Below are 21,253 nucleotides of genomic sequence, written 5' to 3' on the forward strand. Positions count from 1 at the left end.
ACTTCCTCACAATCCTTCACAACTTGTCATTTGCGCAAGGCAGGGCTCAAGCGCAGCATGTCGAGCCCTGCGTCGGCCCACTTGTCGGCGTCGCGCAGCAGGTCGAAGCTGTCCGGCAGCATCAGCCAGCGGCCCAGCAAGCCGTCGATGTAGGCATACAGCGTCACCGCGGCGCGGTCGACGTCGAGTCCGGCGGGCAACTGGCCACGGCGCACGGCGTTGCTCAACGACAACGAGATGCCCTGGTGGCACTCCAGTGTCGAGCTCTGGCGCTGCTGGCGGATTTCACACATGTCATCGGTGAACTCGCACTTGTGATGCAGGATCTCATTTATTCGCCGGGTACGCGGATCGAGCACCATCTGGTGCATAAGGTGTACCAGCAACTGGCGCATGCAGCCCAACGGGTCGAGTTCGTCCTCGCTTTCGCTGGCGCGCGCCAGCGGAGCGAGGCTCTCCTGCAGCGTGTCGAGCAGGGCCTGGACCAGCTCGGCCTTGTTGTTGAAATGCCAGTAGATCGCCCCGCGGGTGACGCCCGCCAGTTCAGCGATGTCCGCCAGGGTGGTGCGCGCCACTCCACGCTTGTAGAAGGCTTTTTCAGCTGCCTCGATGATCTGGCAGCGGGTTTCCTGGGCTTCTTCTTTGGTTCGACGGACCATGGCAGTACAACCTCATCAAAGCCCACGCGCTCTGGCGCGCGGCAAACTGGGCGGGGTCACCTCTTCAAGGGCGTCTCCCGGGAGCTCAATCGGATCGAAGGCAGTAGCCGAGTACCGCCATCCGGTATTTACAAACAACCATGAATGTAAGTATATTCGTTAGTAAGCTATTTATCCACCGGACAGCTTTTTTTTCTGACAAGACTCTTCCCTTACTCTTGAGCCCCACCTAGCTCTTTGCGACCCGAGGATCCTCATGCAATTCAAGCCAGCCGTTACCGCTCTGGTTTCCGCCGTCGCCCTGGCAACACTGCTCAGTGGCTGTAATAAAGAAGAAGCCGCTGCCCCAGCAGCGCAGGCTCCTCAGGTCGGCGTGGTCACCCTGCAACCGCAAGCCTTCTCCCTGACCTCCGAACTGCCGGGTCGCACCAGCGCTTACCGCGTCGCCGAAGTCCGGCCGCAGGTCAACGGGATCATTCTCAAGCGCCTGTTCAAGGAAGGCAGCGAGGTCAAAGCGGGCCAGCAGCTCTACCAGATCGACCCGGCTGTCTACGAGGCGAGCCTGGCCAACGCCCAGGCCAACCTGCAGGCCACCCGCTCGCTGGCCGATCGCTACAAGCAGCTGATCGACGAGCAAGCCGTGAGCCGCCAGGAGTACGACGACGCCAACGCCAAGCGCCTGCAGGCGGATGCCTCGCTCAAGAGCGCGCAGATCGACCTGCGCTACACCAAGGTGATGGCACCGATCAGCGGGCGCATCGGCCGCTCCTCGGTCACCGAAGGCGCCTTGGTCAGCAACGGCCAGAGCACTGCCATGGCCACCATCCAGCAACTCGATCCGATCTACGTCGACGTCACCCAGTCCTCGGCCGAGCTGCTCAAGTTGCGCCGCGACCTGGAAGGCGGCCAGTTGCAGAAGGCGGGCGACAACGCGGCCAAGGTCCAGTTGATGCTCGAAGACGGCAGCGCCTACGGCCAGGAAGGCCGCCTGGAATTCTCCGAGGTCTCGGTTGACGAAACCACCGGCTCGGTGACCCTGCGGGCCGTGTTCCCCAACCCCGACCACACACTGCTGCCAGGCATGTTCGTCCACGCCCGCCTGCAGGCCGGGGTCAATGCCAACGCGATCCTTGCCCCGCAGCAAGGCGTGACCCGCGACCTCAAGGGCACGCCGACCGCGATGGTGGTCAACCAGGAGAACAAGGTCGAGCTGCGTCAGCTCAAGGCCTCGCGCACCCTGGGCAGCGACTGGCTGATCGAGGACGGCCTCAATCCAGGCGACCGCCTGATCACCGAAGGCCTGCAATACGTTCGTCCAGGAGTCGAGGTCAAGGTCAGCGAGGCGACCAACGTCAAGAAGCCGGGCAATCCAACCCAGGCCCAAGCGGCTAACGCAGGCGCCCAAGGGGAGTAAGACATGTCGAAGTTCTTTATCGATCGCCCGATCTTTGCGTGGGTGATCGCACTGGTGATCATGCTGGTCGGCGCCTTGTCGATCCTCAAGCTGCCGATCAACCAGTACCCCAGCATCGCGCCACCGGCCATCGCCATCGCCGTGACCTACCCGGGCGCCTCGGCGCAGACCGTGCAGGACACCGTGGTGCAGGTGATCGAGCAGCAGCTCAACGGTATCGACAACCTGCGCTACGTGCAGTCGGAGAGCAACTCCGACGGCAGCATGACCATCACCGCGACCTTCGAGCAGGGCACCAACCCTGACACGGCGCAGGTGCAGGTGCAGAACAAGCTCAACCTGGCCACCCCGCTGCTGCCGCAAGAAGTGCAGCAGCAGGGTATCCGGGTCACCAAGGCGGTGAAGAACTTCCTGATGGTGATCGGTCTGGTGTCCGAAGACGGCAGCATGACCAAGGACGATTTGGCCAACTACATCGTCTCGAACATGCAGGACCCGGTCTCGCGGACCGCGGGCGTGGGTGACTTCCAGGTCTTCGGTGCCCAGTACGCCATGCGTATCTGGCTCGATCCGGCCAAGCTCAACAAGTTCCAGCTGACCCCAGTCGACGTGCGCACCGCGGTCACCGCGCAGAACGTGCAGGTGTCTTCCGGCCAGCTCGGCGGCCTGCCTGCCCTGCCCGGCAACCAGCTCAACGCCACCATCATCGGCAAGACCCGCCTGCAGACCGCCGAGCAGTTCGAGAAGATCCTGCTCAAGGTCAACCAGGATGGCTCGCAGGTCCGCCTGGGCGATGTCGCCAAGGTCGGCCTGGGCGGCGAGAACTACGCGGTCAGCGCGCAGTTCAACGGCAAGCCGGCCTCGGGCCTGGCGGTCAAGCTGGCCACCGGCGCCAATGCCCTGGACACCGCCAAGGCGCTGCGCCAGACCATCGCTGATCTCGAGCCGTTCTTCCCGCCTGGGATGAAAGCCGTGTTCCCGTACGACACCACGCCGGTGGTGACCGAGTCGATCAGCGGGGTGATCCACACCCTGATCGAGGCGATCGTGCTGGTGTTCCTGGTGATGTACCTGTTCCTGCAGAACTTCCGCGCCACCGTCATCACCACCATGACCGTGCCGGTGGTACTGCTGGGCACCTTCGGCATCCTCGCCGCGGCAGGTTTCAGCATCAACACCCTGACCATGTTCGCCATGGTGCTCGCCATCGGCTTGCTGGTGGACGACGCCATCGTCGTGGTGGAGAACGTCGAGCGGGTGATGTCCGAGGAAGGGCTACCGCCCAAGGAGGCGACCAAGCGCTCGATGGAGCAGATCCAGGGCGCGCTGGTCGGTATCGCCATGGTGCTCTCGGCGGTACTGCTGCCGATGGCCTTCTTCGGCGGCTCCACCGGCGTGATCTACCGGCAGTTCTCGATCACCATCGTCTCGGCCATGGGCCTGTCGGTGCTGGTGGCGCTGGTCTTCACCCCGGCATTGTGCGCGACCATGCTCAAGCCGCTGAAAAAGGGCCAGCACCACGAGGCCAAAGGTGGCTTCTTCGGCTGGTTCAACCGCAACTTCGACCGCAGCGTGCTCGGCTACGAGCGTAGCGTCGGCAGCATCCTGCGCAACAAGATCCCGTATCTGCTGGCCTATGTGCTGATCATCGTCGGCATGATCTGGCTGTTCATGCGCATTCCGACCGCGTTCCTGCCTGAAGAAGACCAGGGCGTGCTGTTCGCCCAGGTGCAGACCCCGGCCGGCTCCAGCGCCGAGCGCACCCAGACCGTGGTCGACCAGATGCGCGAGTACCTGCTCAAGGACGAATCCGACACCGTGTCGTCGGTGTTCACCGTGACCGGCTTCAACTTCGCCGGCCGTGGCCAGAGCTCGGGCATGGCCTTCATCATGCTCAAGCCATGGGAAGAGCGCTCGTCCGAGAACAGCGTGTTCGGCCTGGCGGAGCGCGCCCAGCAGCACTTCTTCAGCTTCCGTGACGCGATGGTGTTCGCCTTTGCCCCGCCAGCGGTACTGGAACTGGGTAACGCCTCGGGCTTCGACGTGTTCCTGCAGGACCGCGCCGGCGTCGGCCACGACAAGCTGATGGAAGCGCGCAACCAGTTCCTCGCCAAGGCCTCGCAAAGCAAGATCCTTGCGGGCGTGCGCCCGAACGGCCTGAACGATGAGCCGCAGTACCAGCTGACCGTCGACGACGAACGCGCCAGTGCCTTGGGCGTGACCATCGCCGAGATCAACAACACCCTGTCGATTGCCCTGGGTGGCAGCTACGTCAACGACTTCATCGACCGCGGCCGGGTCAAGAAGGTCTATATCCAGGGCGAAGCCAGTGCCCGGATGAGCCCTGAAGACCTGCAGAAATGGTACGTGCGCAACAGCGCTGGCGAGATGGTGCCGTTCTCCTCGTTCGCCAAGGGCGAGTGGACCTTCGGTTCACCCAAGCTCTCGCGCTATAACGGTGTCGAAGCGGTCGAAGTCCTGGGTGCCCCGGCGCCTGGCTACAGTACCGGTGAGGCCATGGCCGAAGTCGAACGCATCGCCGGCGAGCTGCCGGACGGCATCGGCTACGCCTGGACCGGCATGTCGTACGAGGAAAAACTCTCCGGCTCGCAGATGCCGGCGCTGTTTGCCCTCTCGCTGCTGTTCGTCTTCCTCTGCCTCGCAGCGCTGTACGAAAGCTGGTCGATCCCGATCGCGGTCGTGCTCGTGGTGCCGCTGGGTATCATCGGTGCGCTGATGGCGGCGAGCATGCGCGGGTTGTCCAACGACGTGTACTTCCTGGTCGGCCTGCTGACCACCATCGGCCTGGCGGCGAAGAACGCGATCCTGATCGTCGAGTTCGCCAAGGAACTGCACGAACAGGGCAAGAGCCTGTACGACGCGGCCATCGAGGCCTGCCGCATGCGTCTGCGCCCGATCATCATGACGTCGCTGGCGTTCATCCTCGGCGTGGTACCGTTGACCATCGCCACCGGTGCGGGCTCGGGCAGCCAGCACGCCATCGGTACGGGTGTGATCGGCGGCATGATCACCGCGACCGTCCTGGCCATCTTCTGGGTACCGTTGTTCTTCGTTAGCGTGTCGTCGCTGTTTGGCACCAAAGAGCCCGAACCCGATGCCACCCCTGAAACTCCACGCTATGAGGCTGGGCAATGAGTAAGTCCCTGTTAACCCTGGCGGTCACTGCCTTCATCCTGGGCGGCTGCTCGCTGATTCCCGACTACCAGACCCCGGACGCCCCGGTGGCCGCGCAGTGGCCGCAAGGCCCTGCGTACTCGCCGGCCGAGTCGGCCGAGGTTGCCGCCGCCGAGCAAGGCTGGCGCCAGTTCTTCAACGACCCGGCGCTGCAGCAGCTGATCCAGACCTCCCTGCTCAACAACCGCGACCTGCGTGTCGCGGCGCTGAACATCGATGCCTACCGGGCGCAGTACCGCATCCAGCGGGCCGACCTGTTCCCGGCGGTCTCGGCCACGGGCAGCGGCAGCCGCCAGCGGGTGCCAGCGGACATGTCGACCCTCGGCCAGTCGGGCATCACCAGCCAGTACTCGGCCACCCTGGGCGTCAGTGCCTATGAGCTGGACCTGTTCGGCCGGGTGCGCAGCCTGAGCCAGCAGGCGCTGGAGATCTACCTGTCGAGCGAGGAAGCACGCCGCTCCACGCAGATCAGCCTGGTGGCGAGCGTCGCCAACGCCTACTACAGCTGGCAGGCCGACCAGGCCCTGCTCAAGCTGACCCAGGACACCCTCAAGACCTACGAGCAGAGCTACGCGCTGACCAGCCGCAGCAACGAGGTGGGGGTCGCCTCGGCGCTCGACCTGAGCCAGGCGCGTACCGCCGTCGAAGGCGCGCGCGTCAAGCTGGCACAGTACCAGCGCCTGGTGGCCCAGGATCTCAACAGCCTGACCGTGCTGATCGGTACCGGCGTGCCGGCCAATCTGCCGGCACCGCTCGAACTGGACGCCGACCAGCTTGCCAGGATCCCGGCCGGCCTGCCGTCGGACCTGCTGCAGCGTCGTCCGGACATCCTCGAAGCCGAGCATCAGCTCAAGGCCGCCAACGCCAACATCGGCGCCGCGCGTGCCGCGTTCTTCCCGAGCATCAGCCTGACCGCCAATGCCGGGACCCTGAGCTCGGACATGGACGGGTTGTTCAAGGGCGGTTCGGGCACCTGGCTGTTCCAGCCGCAGATCAACCTGCCGATCTTCAACGCCGGCAGCCTGCGCGCCAGCCTGGACTACTCGAAGATCCAGAAGGACATCAACGTCGCGCAGTACGAAAAGACCATCCAGACCGCCTTCCAGGAAGTCTCCGATGGGCTGGCCGCGCGCAAGACCTTCGAGGAGCAGCTCCAGGCCCAGCAGGACCTGGTCGCCGCCAACCAGGACTACTACCGCCTGGCCGAGCGCCGTTATCGCATCGGCATCGACAGCAACCTGACCTTCCTGGATGCTCAGCGCAACCTGTTCAGCGCCCAGCAGGCATTGATCAGCGACCGCCTGTCGCAGCTCACCAGCGAGGTCAACCTGTACAAGGCCCTGGGTGGCGGCTGGTATGAGCGCACCGGTGAAGCCCAGCAGCAGGCAGCGGTGGAAACGCCGAAAGGCTGATCCGTTCCCTGGAACATGAAAGCCCACCCTTCGCGGTGGGCTTTTTCATGCATATGCGAAATATCTCTATCAATCAAAAATAAACTTCTTTGACGATATATGTAACAAAAGCTAAAAACGGTACCCCACCCCGCAGAGCCTCGACATGGACCTTCGTCAATTGCGCTATTTCATTGCCCTGACCGAGTACCGCAGTTTCGTGCGGGCCGCCGACGCCATGGGCATCACCCAACCCGCCTTCAGCCGTGCCATCCAGGGCCTGGAACAGGAGTTCGGCTGCGTGCTGGTGGACCGCGCCAGCAAGTCGCTGCAACCCACTCCCGAGGGGCAGATGGTGCTGCAGCACGCGCGCCGGCTGGTGCAGGGCGCCGCTCAACTGAGCAATGAGGTGCTGCAGATGACCAAGCTCGACGCGGGCGAGCTGCACTTCGGCTGCGGCCCTGCCCTGGCCGTGCAACTGGTGCCGGACGCGCTGGGGCAGTTCATCGAGCGACATCCGGGCATCCGCACCCGCCTGCAGGTCGATAACGCTGAGACCCTGGGCCAGGCCCTGCGCCGCGAGCAGATCGAGTTTTTTGTCGACGACATCCGCCCGTTCGAGGCCGACCCCTATTTCGATACGGCGCCACTCAACCCTCGCCCTGGCCTGTTCTTCTGCCGCGCGGGCCATCCACTGCTGGGCAAGGACAGCCTGTCGACCAATGACCTGTTCGCCTATCCGCTGGTCAGCGCCCTGCTCACCCCTGGCGTGCGCAAGCGCCTGGCCAACCTGAGCGGGCGCGGCGACTTCACCCCGCACCTGCAGACCGAGCACCTGTCCATCCTGCGCAGCGTGGTGCTGGCCAGCAACGCCATCGGCACGGCCAGCGAAGAGGCGCTGGCGGCGGACCTCGCCGCGGGCCGACTAGTGCGCCTGCACTGGCGCAACCTGCCGCCTGGGCTTGAGGTGTTGAGCGTGCGCTGCGGGGTGGTCAGCCGCAGCGGCTACCGGCTCTCGCCTGCCGCGCGGGCGATGATCGAGACGCTGGTCGGCCTGGATGCGCAGCATGAACCGCGCCGGGCGAGCACGACCATGGCCAGGGGCTATGCTCACTGAGCGCCCCTGGAGGAACGACAATGAAAAGCCTCGTCGAGCACCTGAGCCAGTACGCGGCCTATCACCGCGACCCCCGCAACATCGCCACGCACTTCGTCGGGATACCGCTGATCGTGCTGGCGGTGGCGATCCTGCTGTCGCGGCCGGGGTGGGATGCAGGCGGGGCGTGGGTGTCTCCGGCATTGGTGGTGGCGGGTTGGGCGGCGTGGTTCTACCTGCGCCTGGATACACGCTTCGGCTTGGTGATGGGCCTGCTGCTGGGCTTGTGTCTGTGGGCAGGCCAAGTGCTGGCCGAGCAGGATACGGGTGTGTGGCTGGGCGCTGGCGTGGGCGCGTTCGTGGCCGGCTGGGTGATCCAGTTTGTCGGGCATTACTACGAAGGGCGCAAGCCGGCGTTTGTCGATGACATCAGTGGGCTGATCATCGGGCCACTGTTCGTCGTGGCCGAGCTCGGGTTCCTGATGGGGTTGTGTCCGGCACTGAAGCGGGCTATCGAAATGAATGCAGGACCGGTGAGGGCCAGGCGCAATAATGCCGCGCTGTGACCCCCACTGTGGGAGCGGTGAGCCGGGCCGGGGACCGAGTACCTCGGTAGAAGACAGTTGCTCTTACAGGTCTAGCGCCGTAACTGGGTTCAGCACCGAACCTGTGGCAGCCAGGCTGGCGAGTCGGATCTGCCTACCCCCGCGACTCGACCCCCAGCTCATCCCACACCGATTCCGCCAGATGGAACGTCGCATTGGCGGCCGGTATCCCGCAGTAGATCGCGCTCTGCATCAGCACTTCCTTGATCTCTTCGCGGGTCACGCCGTTGCTGGCCGCGGCCCGCAGGTGCAGCTTGAGCTCGTCATTGCGGTTCATGCCGATCAGCATGGCGATGGTGATCAGGCTGCGGGTGTGACGAGGCAGGCCGGGACGGGTCCAGATATCGCCCCAGGCATGCCGGGTGATCATCTCCTGGAACTCGCCGTTGAAGTCGTTGAGCTTCTCCAGGCTACGGTCCACATGGGCATCGCCAAGCACCGCGCGGCGCACCTGCATGCCCGCGTCATAACGTTGTTTCTCATCCATGGCGTGCTCCTCAGCGGGCCAGCAGAAAATCGATGACGCGGCGGCTGAACGGCTCGCCTACCTCGACGTTGGACAGGTGCGCAGCCTGGAACTCGGCATACTCGGCACCAGCCACCTGCTCCTGGATGAACAGGCCACCCGAAGGTGGGGTGACGGCATCGGCGCTGCCGGAAATCACCAGCAGCGGGACCTTGATCTCGCCCAGCCGGTCCCTGAAGTCCGCATCGCGCACCGCGCCGCAGTTGGCCGCATAGCCCTGGGGCGAGGTGGCGGCAAGCATGTCGGTGATGCGCGTGACCTGCGCCGGCTGAATCGAGGCGAACGCCGGGGTGAACCAGCGCTCGATGGACGCATCGCGCAGGCCGCGCATGGCTGCAGCGCCGTCTTGCAGGACCATCTCGATACGCGGATTCCAGGTGTCGGGGGAGCCGATCTTCGCCGCGGTATTGCACACCACCAGGCGCTTGAGCCGCTCGCCAGCATGGATACCTAGCCACTGGCCGATCAGGCCGCCCATCGACAGCCCGCAGAAATGCGCCTGCTCGATGTTCAGCGCATCCAGCAGCGCCAGCACATCGCCGCCCAGCTGCTCGATGCTGTAAGGGCCTTCGGTCACCAGCGAGCCGCCGTGGCCGCGGGTGTCGTAGCGCAGCACGCGAAAATGCGCGGACCAGGCCGCAACCTGGGCGTCCCACATGTGCAGGTCGGTGCCGAGCGAGTTGGACAGCACCAGCACCGGGGCATGCTCCGGGCCGTCGAGTTGGTAGTTCAGTACGCCATCAGCCAGTTGCAAATGTGCCACAGCGGTCTCCTCAGGCAGTGAATCGTTGATGTTCGGCCACGGCGCGCGCTACCCAGACGCGCGCCTGACCGAGGTAATGGGAGGGGTCGAGCAGTCGGTCAAGCTCATCAGGCGACAGCTCCGCGCTCACCTGTGGCTCGGCGCCGAGCACTTCGCGCAGGTGGCGTTGACCAGCGACAGCGCGCTGGCAGCATTGCTCCAGCAGGTGATGCGCGCGATCGCGGCCCAGGCGCTGGGCAAGCACGATGCTCACCGCCTCGGCCAGCACCAGGCCCTGGGTCAGGTCGAGGTTGCGGCGCATGCGCTCGGCATCCACCTCCAGGCCGTCGGCGATGATCTGCGACTGACGCAGGGCACCCGACACCAGGCAGCAGATTTCCGGCAGGGTTTCCCATTCGGCGTGCCACAGGCCCAGGCTGCGCTCGTGTTCCTGGGGCATCGCCGCGAACAACGTGGCCAGCAGGCCAGGCACCCGCGTCGCGGCACTGATCAGCACGGCAGCGCCCACCGGGTTGCGCTTGTGCGGCATGGTCGATGAGCCGCCCTTGCCGGGGGCCGCGGGCTCGTACAGTTCACCGGCCTCGGTCTGCATCAGCAGGCTGAGGTCGCGCCCCAGCTTGCCCAGCGTGCCGGCGACCAGGCCCAGCACCGAGGCGAATTCCACCAGGCGATCGCGCTGGGTGTGCCAGGGCTGCTCGGGCAGGCTCAGCCGCAAGTGCGCGGCGAGCGCCTCGGCCACCGGCAACGCCTTGCTGCCGAGCGCGGCCAGCGTGCCGGAGGCCCCGCCGAACTGCAGGCACAGCAGGCGCGGACGGAGCTCCTGCAGCCGCTGGCGATGCCGCGTGAGCGCACCGAGGGTGCCAGCGAGCTTCATCCCCAGGGTCACCGGGGTGGCGTGCTGCAGCCAGGTGCGGCCCACCAGCGGCGTGTCGGCATGCTGCAGCGCCTGACGCGCCAGGCTCTCAGCCAGGCGCGCCAGGTCGGTTTCGATCAGGTCCAGCGCGGCGCGCAGCTGCAGCACCAGGCCGGTGTCCATGGCGTCCTGGCTGGTGGCCCCCAAATGCACGTAACGCTCGGCTTCCGGCACCCCGCTGGCCACGACCTTGCCCAGCGCCTTGACCAGCGGTATCGCCGAATTGCCCGCCAGCGCGATGGACTGGGCCAACGCCCGGGCGTCATAGCGCTCGGCCTTGCAACCGGCCTCGATCGCCGCCACCGCGGTGTGCGGCACCAGCCCGGCCTCGGCTTCGGCATGGGCCAGGGCAGCCTCGAAATCGAGCATGCCCTGCAGGCGGCCATGGTCGCTGAACACCTCGCGCATGGCCGGGGCCGTGAAATAGGCATCGAACAGCTGGTTGTCGGTGCGTTGCGTCATTGCAGGTCCTTAGTGGTCGTGGTGCAGGTACGCCGCCTGTTTAGGCAGGCGCAGGCTGAACAGGAAGGCGATCGCCATCATGGCCGTCACGTACCAGTAGAAGGTGTTCTCCATGCCCATGGTTTTCAAGCCCAGGGCGACGTATTCGGCCGAGCCACCGAACATCGCGTTGGCGACCGCGTAGGCCAGCCCCACGCCAAGGGCGCGTACCTGCGGCGGGAACATCTCGGCCTTCACCAGGCCGCTGATGGAGGTGTAGAAGCTGACGATGCACAGCGCCAGGGTAATCAGCACGAAGGCCATGAACGGGCTGCTGACAGTCTTCAGCGCCATCAGCAGCGGCACGGTGAACAGCGTGCCCAAGGCGCCGAACAGCAGCATCGAGTTACGCCGCCCGATACGGTCGGAGAGCATGCCGAACAGCGGCTGCATGCACATATAGACGAACAGTGCGCCGGTCATCACGAAGCTCGCGCTCTTGGTGCTCATGCCGGCGGTATTGACCAGGTATTTCTGCATGTACGTGGTGAAGGTATAGAAGATCAGCGAGCCACCCGCGGTGTAGCCGAGCACGGTGATGAAGGCGGCCGCGTGGTTGCGGAACAGGCCGCTGATGGTGCCCGCGTCCTTGTCCTGGCGCGTTTCGGCGCTGCTGGTTTCTTCCAGCGAGCGACGCAGGAACAGCGAGATCACCGCCGCCACGGCGCCGACCACGAAGGGAATGCGCCAGCCCCAGGCACGCAGCTCGTCCTCGCTCAGCAACTGTTGCAGGATCACCACCACCAGCACCGCCAGCAATTGCCCGCCGATCAGCGTGACGTACTGGAACGAGGCGAAGAAGCCACGCTGGCCACGCAGGGCCACTTCGCTCATGTAGGTGGCCGTGGTGCCGTATTCGCCACCCACCGACAGCCCCTGGAACAGCCGCGCCGCCAGCAGCAAGGCCGGCGCCCAGGCGCCGATGCTGTCGTAGGTCGGCAGGCAGGCGATGACCAGCGAGCCGGCGCACATCATCAGCACCGAGATCATCATCGAGTTCTTGCGGCCATGACGGTCGGCCACGCGGCCGAACAGCCAGCCACCGATCGGGCGCATCAGGAAACCCGCGGCGAAGACGCCAGCGGTGTTGAGCAGCTGCACGGTGGGGTCGTCGGAGGGGAAGAACGCCGGGGCGAAGTAGATGGCGCAGAAGGCGTAGACGTAGAAGTCGAACCACTCCACGAGGTTGCCCGAGGAAGCACCGACAATCGCGAAGATGCGCTTGCTGCGCTCTTCGCCGGTGTAATAGGTGGAAGTCATGGGGTGTTACTCCAGAAAGGGTACTCAGGGTCTAGACATACCCAGTTACAGTCTCGTTCCGCAAGGGTCTATGCCGAGATCGGTGGCGTCTTTTTCGCTGGCAAGCCAGCTCCCACAGGCACAGCAGTGATCATCAGGTCTGCGCTGTGTCTGGAGAATCCTTCAGGTACAACAGTGATCCTGAGACCGACGCTGTGCCTGTGGGAGCTGGCTTGCCAGCGAATGGCAGGCCACCGATCTACCTGCCCGTCAAACCCGTTCGATAGCCAACGCCAACCCCTGCCCTACCCCCACGCACATGGTCGCCAACCCCTTGCGCCCGCCACGCTTCTCCAGCTGGTGCAATGCCGTCAGCACCAAGCGCGCTCCGCTCATCCCCAGTGGGTGGCCCAACGCGATCGCACCGCCATTGGGGTTCACCTGCGGCGCGTCATCGGCCAGCCCCAGCTCGCGCAACACCGCAAGGCCCTGGCTCGCGAACGCCTCGTTCAGCTCGATCACATCAAAATCACTCACCGCCACACCCAGTCGCTCGGTCAGCTTGCGCACCGCGGGCACCGGGCCGATGCCCATCACCCGCGGCGCCACGCCGGCACTGGCCATGCCCAGCACGCGCGCGCGCGGGGTCAGGCCGTGGCGCTTCACCGCCTCGGCAGAGGCAAGAATCAGCGCCGCCGCGCCGTCATTGACGCCCGAAGCATTGCCGGCGGTGACGGTCTTGTCCGGGCCATTGACTGGCTTGAGCCGCGCCAGGGCCTCGAGGGTGGTGTCGGCACGCGGATGCTCGTCGTGCTCGACCACGGTTTCGCCCTTCTTGTGGGCGATGCGCACCGGGACGATCTCCTCGGCGAAAAAGCCCGCCGTCTGGGCCTTGGCCGCCCGCTGCTGGCTGCGCAAGGCAAACGCGTCCTGGTCGGCGCGCGACACCTGGTAGTCGTCGGCAACGTTGTCGGCGGTCTGCGGCATGGCATCGACCCCATACTGAGCCTTCATCAGCGGGTTGACGAAGCGCCAGCCGATGGTGGTGTCTTCCAGCTTCATGTTGCGCGAATAGCCGCTCTCGGCCTTGCCCATCACAAACGGCGCACGCGACATCGACTCGACACCGCCGGCGATCGCCAGCTCCATCTCGCCGCTGGCGATGGCGCGAAAAGCCGTGCCGATCGCATCCATGCCCGAGGCGCAGAGGCGATTGAGGGTCACGCCCGGCACGCTTTCAGGAAGGCCTGCCAGCAGCAAGGCCATGCGCGCGACGTTGCGGTTGTCCTCACCGGCCTGGTTGGCGCAGCCGAGAAACACCTCGTCGAGCTGATCCCACTGCACCGACGGGTTGCGCTCGATCAGTGCCTTGAGCGGCACGGCCGCCAGGTCGTCGGCGCGCACGCTGGCCAGGGCGCCGCCGAAGCGGCCGATGGGGGTACGGATGGCGTCGCAGATGAATACGTCACGCATCATGCTTCTCCTGGAGCCTGGCCGTGGGCGGCGGCGGTGCGGGCCTCGAGGTCGCGCAGCGCGGTCAGCTCGATCTCGGTCGGCTCGGCAGTGGTTTCGACCGAGTCGGCGAAACGGATCGCCCAGCCGGTGGCGGCAATGATCTGTTCACGGGTCACGCCTGGGTGGATGGCCGTGACCACGAACTCGTGGGTGCCGGCTTCCGGCTCCATGATGCACAGGTCGGTGATGATGCCGACCGGGCCTTCGCCGGGCAGGCCGAGGCGCTTGCGCGAATCGCCGCCTTCGCCATGGCCGACCGAGGTGATGAAGTCCAGCTTGTCGACAAAGGCCCGCGAGGACTGCTTGAGAATGATCAGCACCTGCTTGGCGGAGCCGGCGATCTCCGGCGCGCCCCCGGCGCCGGGCAGGCGCACCTTGGGGTTGTTGTAGTTGCCGACCACGGTGGTGTTGATATTGCCGAAGCGGTCGACCTGAGCCGCGCCCAGGAAGCCCACGTCGATGCGTCCGCCTTGCAGCCAGTAGCGGAAGATCTCGCCGGTGGGCACCACGGTGTCGGCGGTCTCGGCCAGCTCGCCGTCACCGATCGACAGAGGCAGCACGGTGGGCTTGGCGCCGATCGGGCCGGATTCGTAGATCAGCACCACGTCAGGGGACGAGGTCAGGCGGGCCAGGTTGGCGGCCTTGGACGGCAGGCCGATGCCGACGAAGCACACGGCGCCGTTGCGCAGGCGGCGGGCCGCGGCGACAGTCATCATTTCATTGGTGGAGTAGCTCATTGTGCGGCCTCCGCGGTGCTGGCCAGCCTGGCCTTGAATTCGTTGAAGTCAGAGGTGCCACGGATGTAGGTGTCGATCCAGGCAGTGAAGGATTCGCGGTCGCGCGCAATCGGATCCCAGGCCTGGTAGAAGCGGTTGTCCCGCTCGTAGTAGCCATGGGCATAGGACGGGTGCGCGCCACCGGGCACCAGGCACACCGCGCTCAAGGCCCAGCTCGGCAGCACGCAGGCGTTCATCGGCGCGTTCAGGTCATCGACGATTTCTTCGACGGTGACGATGCAGCGCCTGGCCGCCAGGGCCGCTTCCTTCTGCACGCCGAGGATGCCCCAGAGCAGCACGTTGCCCTTGCGGTCTGCCTTTTGCGCATGAATCACGGTGACGTCCGGGCGTACCGACGGCACGGCCGCCAGCACTTCGCCGGTGAACGGGCAGGTGACGCTCTTGATCAGCGGGTTGACCTTGGGCAGGTCGGAGCCGGCGTAGGCGCGCAGCACCGCGAAGGGCAGGCCCGAGGCGCCCGCGACGTAGGCATTGGCGAGGTCAGCATGGCTGTGCTCCTCGATCTCCATGGCGTGCGGCCATTGCTTTTCCACCGCGTCACGCAGACGGTGCAGCGAGCCTACGCCCGGATTGCCGCCCCAGGAGAAGATCAGCTTGCGCGCGCAACCGGCGCCGATCAGCTGGTCGTAGATCAGGTCAGGGGTCATGCGCACCAGGGTCAGGTCTTTCTTGCCCTGGCGGATGATCTCGTGGCCAGCGGCAGTCGGAATCAGGTGGGTGAAACCTTCGAGGGCGACGCTGTCGCCGTCCTGGATGAACTGCTTCACGGCGTCATGAAGCGAGAGGATTGCTGCCATTGCGGACTCCTGGTCGGGCTGAGTCGTGGTCGGTACGGACGATGCCGCGGTGTGCTCAGATTAAGGACGGTGAGGGGTGAGAAACAATCCGATAATCGACTATCTGTGCGATTATCGAACCTATCTTCGTACCCAACGCGGTATCACGTCGCATCCGCGTGACTCACCACGCCTTTGATGATCACCGCCACCGTCGCCACTGCCGCCGGCACGACCAGGGCGGTCAGTACCTGCTCGAAATCCCACCCCAGCCCCAGCAGCGTCGCGCCGAGCCAGGCGCCGAGGATCGCGCCAAAGCGGCCGATGCCGAGCATCCAGGACACCCCGGTCGCCCTGCCCTGCGTCGGGTAGAACCGCGCCGCCAGCGAGGGCATGGCCGACTGCGCGCCGTTGACGCACATGCCGGCGATCAGCACCAGGGTCGCCAACAGCGTGATATCGCCCAGGCTCTGCCCTACCGCGTAGGCAAAGATGCCTGCCAGCAGATAGAAGATCCCGATGACCTTGTGCGGGTTGAAGCGGTCCATGGCCCAGCCCACGCCCACCGCGCTCAGCACCCCGCCAAACTGGAACAGCGCGCCGATGAACGCCGCCTGCTCCATGCTCGCGCCGCTGTCGCGCATCAGCGTCGGCAACCAGCTGGTCAGCAGGTAGACGATGGCCAGGCCCATGAAGTAGGTAAGCCACAACAGCAGCGTGCCCAGCCCATAGGTGCCGGAAAAGACCGCCGCGAAGACGTTGCGTGCCGCCGCGACTTTCTGCTCGGGCACGCTGAAACTCGACGCTCTGGCCACCACCGCCGGGGCGATTGGTGACAGGGTCCTGCGGATCTTGTCGGTGCCGCGGTTGCGCACCACCAGGTAGCGCGCCGACTCAGGCAGCCAGGCCACCAGCACGAATACCAGCAGCAAGGGCAGCAGCCCGCCGATCAGCAAGAGGCTGTGCCAGCCATAGGCCGGGATCAGCTTGGCCGAGATGAAGCCGCCCCCAGCCATGCCCAGGTTGAAGCCGCAGAACATGCTCGTCACCAGCAATGACTTGTGGCGTTCCGGGGTGTACTCCGACAACAGGGTCGTGGCGTTGGGCATGCCTGCGCCCAGGCCGAGCCCGGTGAGAAAACGCAGGACCAGCAACTGGTCGATCGTGGTGGCGTAGGCCGAGGCCAGGCTGAACCCGCCAAACAGCACCACGGCGCCCACCAGCACGCCCTTGCGCCCGAAGCGGTCAGCCAGGGGCCCGGAGCCCAGGGCGCCAAAGACCATGCCGATCAGCGCGGCGCTCATTACCGGCCCCAGGCTGGCCCGGTCGATGCCCCAGTCCTGCGCCAGCGCCGGGGCGATGAAGCCCATGGCGGCGGTGTCCAGCCCATCGAGGAAGACGATCAGAAAGCACAGCAGCACGATTCGCCACTGGTAACGCGAGAGCGGCTGCTCGTTGATGAAGGACTGAACGTCCAGGCAGGTTCCTACAGCAGTTTGCGGACTGTTCATTGTTGTTATCCGAAAGTCGTTCGCGCGTTGTTATTGTCCAGCCGGGTCGAGCCGGCCGCTGCGAAGACAGTAATAAGCACCGGATAACGGCGCAATTCGACAAACGCAACACTGTGCGTTTATCGAACAGGAAAGCATCGATCAGGCGAAAAGCTGGGCGCAAAGGTCGCGGCTGGCGGCGAGCATGATCGGCAGGAAGCGTTGTTCCAGGTCGGAGCGGGCGACCCGGCCGACATGCGTGCTGACGTTGAGCGCCGCCAGCACCTGGCCGGAGGCGTCATAGACGGGCACGGCGATCGAGCGCAGGCCCTGCTCGAGTTCCTGGTCGACCACGCACCAGCCCTGCTCCCGGACCTGCTGCAGGCAGGCCAGCAACGCCTGGGGTTCGTGGATCGTGCGGCTGGTGCGGGGCTTCATGTCCGCGCGTTCCAGGTATTCCTTGAGGGTGGCGTCGTCCAGCGCCGCCAGAAGAATACGACCCATCGAGGTGCAATAGGCCGGCAAGCGTCCCCCCACCGACAGGTCCACCGAGATCAGCCGCTCGACCGTGGCCGAGCGGGCGATATAGAGAATGTCGTCACCTTCGAGCGTGGCCATGTTGGCCGCCTCGTGCAACTGGTCGCTGATGCGGTCCAGATAAGGCTGCGCCGACACCGCCAGCGGCGTGGACGACAGGTACGCATGGCCCAGCGTGAGCACCTTGGGCAGCAGCGAATAGGTGCGCCCATTGGTAGTGGCATAGCCCAGCTTCATCAGGGTATGCAGGCAGCGGCGCACCGCTGCGCGGGGGATCTCGGTGCGATGACTGATCTGCGCGATGGTCAGGTGGCGCTTGCGCTCCTGGAACGCCTGGATCACCGCCAGGCCGCGGGCGAGCGAGGTCATGAAATCCGGATCACCGGTAAATGCCTGGATGCGCTTGGCCGGCGAGGCCACGATAGGGGGCGCCAGGCCCGCGTATCCGCTGCGCTCCGGCGTGGTTTCTACGGTGCCCTTGGGCTGTGTCTCATCACTCATGGCATACCTCGAAGTCAGTCACCTGTGCGATTATCGAACCAACGGCCGATAATCGCAATTGACCAATGCGCTGATTGCTTATACCTTTCGCCTGCCACCATGTGGCTTCTTGGAGAGACTGGTCAGGTACCCACGAGAAGTCCCAGGCACGGCCTTGCCACGCGCAAGGCCGTTTTTTATTTCCCTACGCAAGCTCAAGAACTTTCCTATGTGGTTTGACTCAAAATCGCATATTCATCACACGCTCGCGTCATTTTTACATTACAACTTGCTGTCTCCTTGGCAATAACATCTACTTCGCGTGGCCAAGCCAAACTTGCCAGCTATAATGAAACTCGCCAGCTGAAAACGATCACGCCCCCGGTTCTCCCGGCGGCTGCTCGTGCTTGGCATGGCCTCGGTGTCCGAGTGTCCTGCACTCCTGAACATACTGTTGCTGCGACAGCCCTGTCGCCCTGGTGGCGTAGCCGCGTGCATTCGATGTGCACGTCGAGGCCAGGGTCAACTTAAACCAGTCGGGTAATACTGTGACGAAAGACGAACTGCGCGCCGAACTCGAGCGCCAGGAACAACGTTACAAGGAAGTTTACGGTGGCGAAGTCACCACTTATGCCGCTCAACCAGAACCTGAGCGCAAACCCTGGCGCAAACGCGCTTCGCTGCGCGACCAGGCCTTTGCCCAGGAACTGGAGAAAATCGAAAAGGAACTGCGTGCCGAGGAGCCGTGAGCCCCAGCGTAGCAGTCGCCAGGACCGGGTCCTGAGCGCAGCGGACGGGCCCGGTCAGTACTTCTCAGACGATCATGTAATGGAATTTCACAAATTTAATACAGCTGTTTGAAATCGGACAATCGTCTCGATGACGGGCTAACTCATTCATTTTTCTGGCTTTTCGCCACCCTTTGGCGACATTGGCTGCTGGCATCGCGGCAGGGGTTGCTGCACCCGCCTTTCAAAAACGGACCAACCAGTCAGCAGCGGGTGCATCGATTGCCATGGTTTTCTGGCATAATCGCGCCCCCTTTGAGCGGCTCAGATAAACCTTCATGATCGATTTATTCAGCGGACTTGATGCCTGGGTAGTGGTGAGCTTGCTGCTCGCCTTGACCTTCGTGCTCGCCTTCGAGTTCATCAATGGCTTTCATGACACCGCCAACGCGGTTGCCACAGTCATCTATACCAAAGCCATGCCGCCGCACCTGGCCGTGTTCTTCTCCGGCGTGTTCAACTTCCTCGGCGTACTGCTCGGTGGTGTTGGCGTGGCCTATGCCATCGTCCACCTGCTGCCGGTCGAGTTGCTGATCAACGTGAACACCGGCCACGGGTTGGCCATGGTCTTCTCGCTGCTGGCCGCGGCGATCACCTGGAACCTGGGCACCTGGTACTTCGGTATCCCGGCCTCCAGCTCCCACACCCTGATCGGCTCGATCCTCGGCGTGGGCCTGGCCAACGCCATGATCAACGACATTCCCCTGGGTGACGGCGTCAACTGGCAGAAGGCGATCGACATCGCCATGTCACTGGTGTTCTCGCCCATGGCCGGCTTCGTCGTTGCCGCCCTGGTGCTGATCGGCCTTAAGTGGTGGCGCCCGCTGTCGAAGATGCACAAGACGCCTGAACAGCGTCGCAAGCTCGACGACAAGAAGCACCCGCCCTTCTGGAACCGCCTGGTCCTGGTGATCTCGGCCATGGGCGTCAGCTTCGTGCACGGCTCCAACGATGGCCAGAAAGGCATCGGCCTGATCATGCTGGTGCTGATCGGCATTGTCCCGGCGCAGTTTGTCCTGGACCTCAACAGCACCACCTACCAGATCGAGCGTACCCGCGACGCGACCCTGCACCTGAGCCAGTTCTACCAGCGCAACGAAGACACCCTCGGTGAATTCCTTGCCCTGGGCAAGGCCGCCCCGGGCGACCTGCCGGAGCAGTTCAGCTGCAACCCGCAGCAGACCGAGCCGACCATCAAGGCCCTGCAGAGCTCGCTCAAGGGCGTTGCCGACTATCACTCGCTGCCGTCGGAAAAACGCATTGAAGTGCGTCGCTACCTGCTGTGCCTGGACGACACGGCCAAGAAGGTCGGCAAGCTGCCGAGCCTGGACGCCCGTGAAAAATCCGACCTCGAGAAGCTGCGCAAGGACCTGACCGCCACCACCGAGTACGCCCCGTTCTGGGTGATCCTCGCGGTTGCGCTGGCCCTGGGCCTGGGCACCATGGTTGGCTGGAAGCGCGTGGTGCTGACCATTGGCGAGAAGATCGGCAAGCAAGGCATGACCTATGCCCAGGGCATGTCGGCGCAGATCACCACCGCGTGCGCCATTGGCCTGGCCAACATCTTCGCCCTTCCGGTGTCGACCACCCACGTGTTGTCCTCGGGCGTTGCCGGCACCATGGTTGCCAACCGCAGCGGCCTGCAAGGCGGCACCGTCAAGACCATCCTGCTGGCCTGGGTGCTGACCCTGCCAGCCTCGATGGGCCTGGCTGCCGGCCTGTTCTGGCTGGCGTCGAAGGCACTCAGCTGAGGTTGACTGGCTGATTGCACAAAGGCGCCTTCGGGCGCCTTTCTTATTGGGCGGTGTGGGATGTGTGAAAAGCAGCCAGCGCGATGAGCAGCGACGAGCGGGCTGGTCAGGGAGCGAGCGCCAAAGGATGCAGGGCCGCTATCGCAGAGTGTCAGACTGAACGCGATTGCAGGTTTTGCGGCCCCTGCGGGCCCGATCGCGGCACAAGGCGCGCTCCCACATGTACGGCGTCGTCCTACAGATCTGCTTCTGATCTGCCCTTGCCTGATCCCCCCGGCTTGGATTTGACTCTGGCTTCACTTGGCTGTGGCTTGTCTCGGGCTTTGGCTTTGGCTTTGGCTCTGGCTCTTGATCTACCGCCCCTTCAGCAGGCCGAGTGGAGGTGTCGTGGAGGGGCGTGGGCGCAGCCCACCTTCGGCGCAGCCGAAGGCGCGAGCAGGGCCGCGCAGCCCCGGAGCGACACCGGAGCGAAGCGCAGGGCCAATGTAGGGGCAAGCCCTTTTGGTTACTTTTGGGGCGACTGCCAAAAGTGACTCGCCGTAAGGGCGAAACCATACTCCGCGCCACCAAAAAAAAACGGATATTCACCCAAGCCCAAAGCCAAACCCAAAGCCAACCCCAACCCCAAAGCCCCCTACTTCCTCCTCCCCCCCAAAAGCGACCCCATCACCCCCCGCACCAACTCCCGCCCCAACCGCCCCGCCGCCTGCCGCACCGCCGCCTTGATCGCCTGCCCCGCCGCACTCTGCAAAAACTCCCCAGCCTTATCAGCAAACCCCCCAGCATCAGCCTTCTCAGCCCTCCCATCCTTCTCAGC

Annotated in this window: 17 protein-coding genes and 1 pseudogene; 7 read left to right on the forward strand and 11 right to left on the reverse strand. The window is 64.7% G+C overall.

Annotated features, from left to right (window positions below; all coding sequences use genetic code 11):
• Positions 1-26: 26 nt before the first annotated feature.
• Complete coding sequence (locus VJS90_RS15980; protein ID WP_324122616.1) at positions 27-659, reverse strand: TetR family transcriptional regulator; 633 nt, start codon at positions 657-659, stop codon at positions 27-29.
• A gap of 256 nt (positions 660-915) precedes the next feature.
• Between VJS90_RS15980 and VJS90_RS15985 the strand changes: the two genes are divergently transcribed.
• The 5 genes from VJS90_RS15985 to VJS90_RS16005 all read left to right on the forward strand — a co-directional run bounded on the left by VJS90_RS15985 (position 916) and on the right by VJS90_RS16005 (position 8,321).
• Positions 916-2,073, forward strand: a complete 1,158-nt coding sequence (locus VJS90_RS15985) for an efflux RND transporter periplasmic adaptor subunit (protein ID WP_324122617.1) — start codon at positions 916-918, stop codon at positions 2,071-2,073.
• Between the two features lie 3 nt (positions 2,074-2,076).
• Positions 2,077-5,229 carry a multidrug efflux RND transporter permease subunit TtgB gene (gene ttgB / locus VJS90_RS15990; RefSeq protein WP_324122618.1) on the forward strand — a complete coding sequence of 1,051 codons (3,153 nt, stop codon included), beginning with the start codon at positions 2,077-2,079 and terminating at the stop codon, positions 5,227-5,229.
• Complete coding sequence (locus tag VJS90_RS15995; RefSeq protein ID WP_324122619.1) at positions 5,226-6,680, forward strand: AdeC/AdeK/OprM family multidrug efflux complex outer membrane factor; 1,455 nt, start codon at positions 5,226-5,228, stop codon at positions 6,678-6,680. The genes ttgB and VJS90_RS15995 overlap by 4 nt, the downstream gene beginning before the upstream one ends.
• 145 nt (positions 6,681-6,825) lie before the next feature.
• Positions 6,826-7,776: a LysR family transcriptional regulator gene (locus VJS90_RS16000; protein WP_324122620.1), complete on the forward strand. Its 951-nt coding sequence runs from the start codon at positions 6,826-6,828 to the stop codon at positions 7,774-7,776.
• Between the two features lie 20 nt (positions 7,777-7,796).
• Positions 7,797-8,321, forward strand: a complete 525-nt coding sequence (locus VJS90_RS16005) for a DUF962 domain-containing protein (RefSeq protein ID WP_324122621.1) — start codon at positions 7,797-7,799, stop codon at positions 8,319-8,321.
• Between the two features lie 133 nt (positions 8,322-8,454).
• On the opposite strand, the gene pcaC is transcribed toward VJS90_RS16005, so the two are convergent.
• The 9 genes from pcaC to pcaR all read right to left on the reverse strand — a co-directional run bounded on the left by pcaC (position 8,455) and on the right by pcaR (position 17,918).
• The gene (gene pcaC, locus VJS90_RS16010) at positions 8,455-8,847 is read right to left on the reverse strand and encodes a 4-carboxymuconolactone decarboxylase (protein ID WP_324122622.1); all 393 of its coding nucleotides are present in this window, start codon (positions 8,845-8,847) and stop codon (positions 8,455-8,457) included.
• A gap of 10 nt (positions 8,848-8,857) precedes the next feature.
• Positions 8,858-9,649: a 3-oxoadipate enol-lactonase gene (pcaD, locus tag VJS90_RS16015; RefSeq protein WP_324122623.1), complete on the reverse strand. Its 792-nt coding sequence runs from the start codon at positions 9,647-9,649 to the stop codon at positions 8,858-8,860.
• A 10-nt stretch (positions 9,650-9,659) separates the two neighbouring features.
• Positions 9,660-11,024 (reverse strand): 3-carboxy-cis,cis-muconate cycloisomerase, encoded by a 1,365-nt coding sequence (locus tag VJS90_RS16020; protein ID WP_324122624.1) that lies wholly within the window; start codon positions 11,022-11,024, stop codon positions 9,660-9,662.
• A 9-nt stretch (positions 11,025-11,033) separates the two neighbouring features.
• The gene (locus VJS90_RS16025) at positions 11,034-12,323 is read right to left on the reverse strand and encodes an MFS family transporter (protein WP_324122625.1); all 1,290 of its coding nucleotides are present in this window, start codon (positions 12,321-12,323) and stop codon (positions 11,034-11,036) included.
• A 249-nt stretch (positions 12,324-12,572) separates the two neighbouring features.
• Positions 12,573-13,778, reverse strand: coding sequence for a 3-oxoadipyl-CoA thiolase (gene pcaF, locus VJS90_RS16030; protein ID WP_324122626.1), 1,206 nt, complete (start codon positions 13,776-13,778; stop codon positions 12,573-12,575).
• Positions 13,775-14,554 (reverse strand): CoA-transferase subunit beta, encoded by a 780-nt coding sequence (locus tag VJS90_RS16035; protein WP_324122627.1) that lies wholly within the window; start codon positions 14,552-14,554, stop codon positions 13,775-13,777. Before VJS90_RS16035 ends, pcaF begins: the two co-directional genes overlap by 4 nt.
• Positions 14,551-15,411, reverse strand: a complete 861-nt coding sequence (locus VJS90_RS16040) for a CoA transferase subunit A (protein WP_324122628.1) — start codon at positions 15,409-15,411, stop codon at positions 14,551-14,553. Before VJS90_RS16040 ends, VJS90_RS16035 begins: the two co-directional genes overlap by 4 nt.
• 143 nt (positions 15,412-15,554) lie before the next feature.
• On the reverse strand, positions 15,555-16,901 hold the full coding sequence (locus tag VJS90_RS16045) for an MFS transporter (protein WP_324122629.1): 1,347 nt from the start codon (positions 16,899-16,901) through the stop codon (positions 15,555-15,557).
• A 141-nt stretch (positions 16,902-17,042) separates the two neighbouring features.
• Positions 17,043-17,918 (reverse strand): pca regulon transcriptional regulator PcaR, encoded by an 876-nt coding sequence (gene pcaR / locus VJS90_RS16050; protein ID WP_324122630.1) that lies wholly within the window; start codon positions 17,916-17,918, stop codon positions 17,043-17,045.
• 527 nt (positions 17,919-18,445) lie between these two features.
• Between pcaR and VJS90_RS16055 the strand changes: the two genes are divergently transcribed.
• Together VJS90_RS16055 and VJS90_RS16060 are read left to right on the forward strand one after the other, a co-directional pair.
• Positions 18,446-18,646 carry a hypothetical protein gene (locus VJS90_RS16055; RefSeq protein WP_324122635.1) on the forward strand — a complete coding sequence of 67 codons (201 nt, stop codon included), beginning with the start codon at positions 18,446-18,448 and terminating at the stop codon, positions 18,644-18,646.
• Between the two features lie 317 nt (positions 18,647-18,963).
• Complete coding sequence (locus VJS90_RS16060; protein ID WP_324122631.1) at positions 18,964-20,436, forward strand: inorganic phosphate transporter; 1,473 nt, start codon at positions 18,964-18,966, stop codon at positions 20,434-20,436.
• 634 nt (positions 20,437-21,070) lie between these two features.
• Here the strand turns inward: VJS90_RS16060 and VJS90_RS16065 are convergent.
• Positions 21,071-21,253, reverse strand: a pseudogene (locus VJS90_RS16065) (ATP-binding protein); the annotation flags it as partial.

Origin of the sequence: Pseudomonas sp. (assembly GCF_035277045.1) — a bacterium.
In the GTDB taxonomy this organism is placed as follows: Bacteria; Pseudomonadota; Gammaproteobacteria; order Pseudomonadales; family Pseudomonadaceae; genus Aquipseudomonas.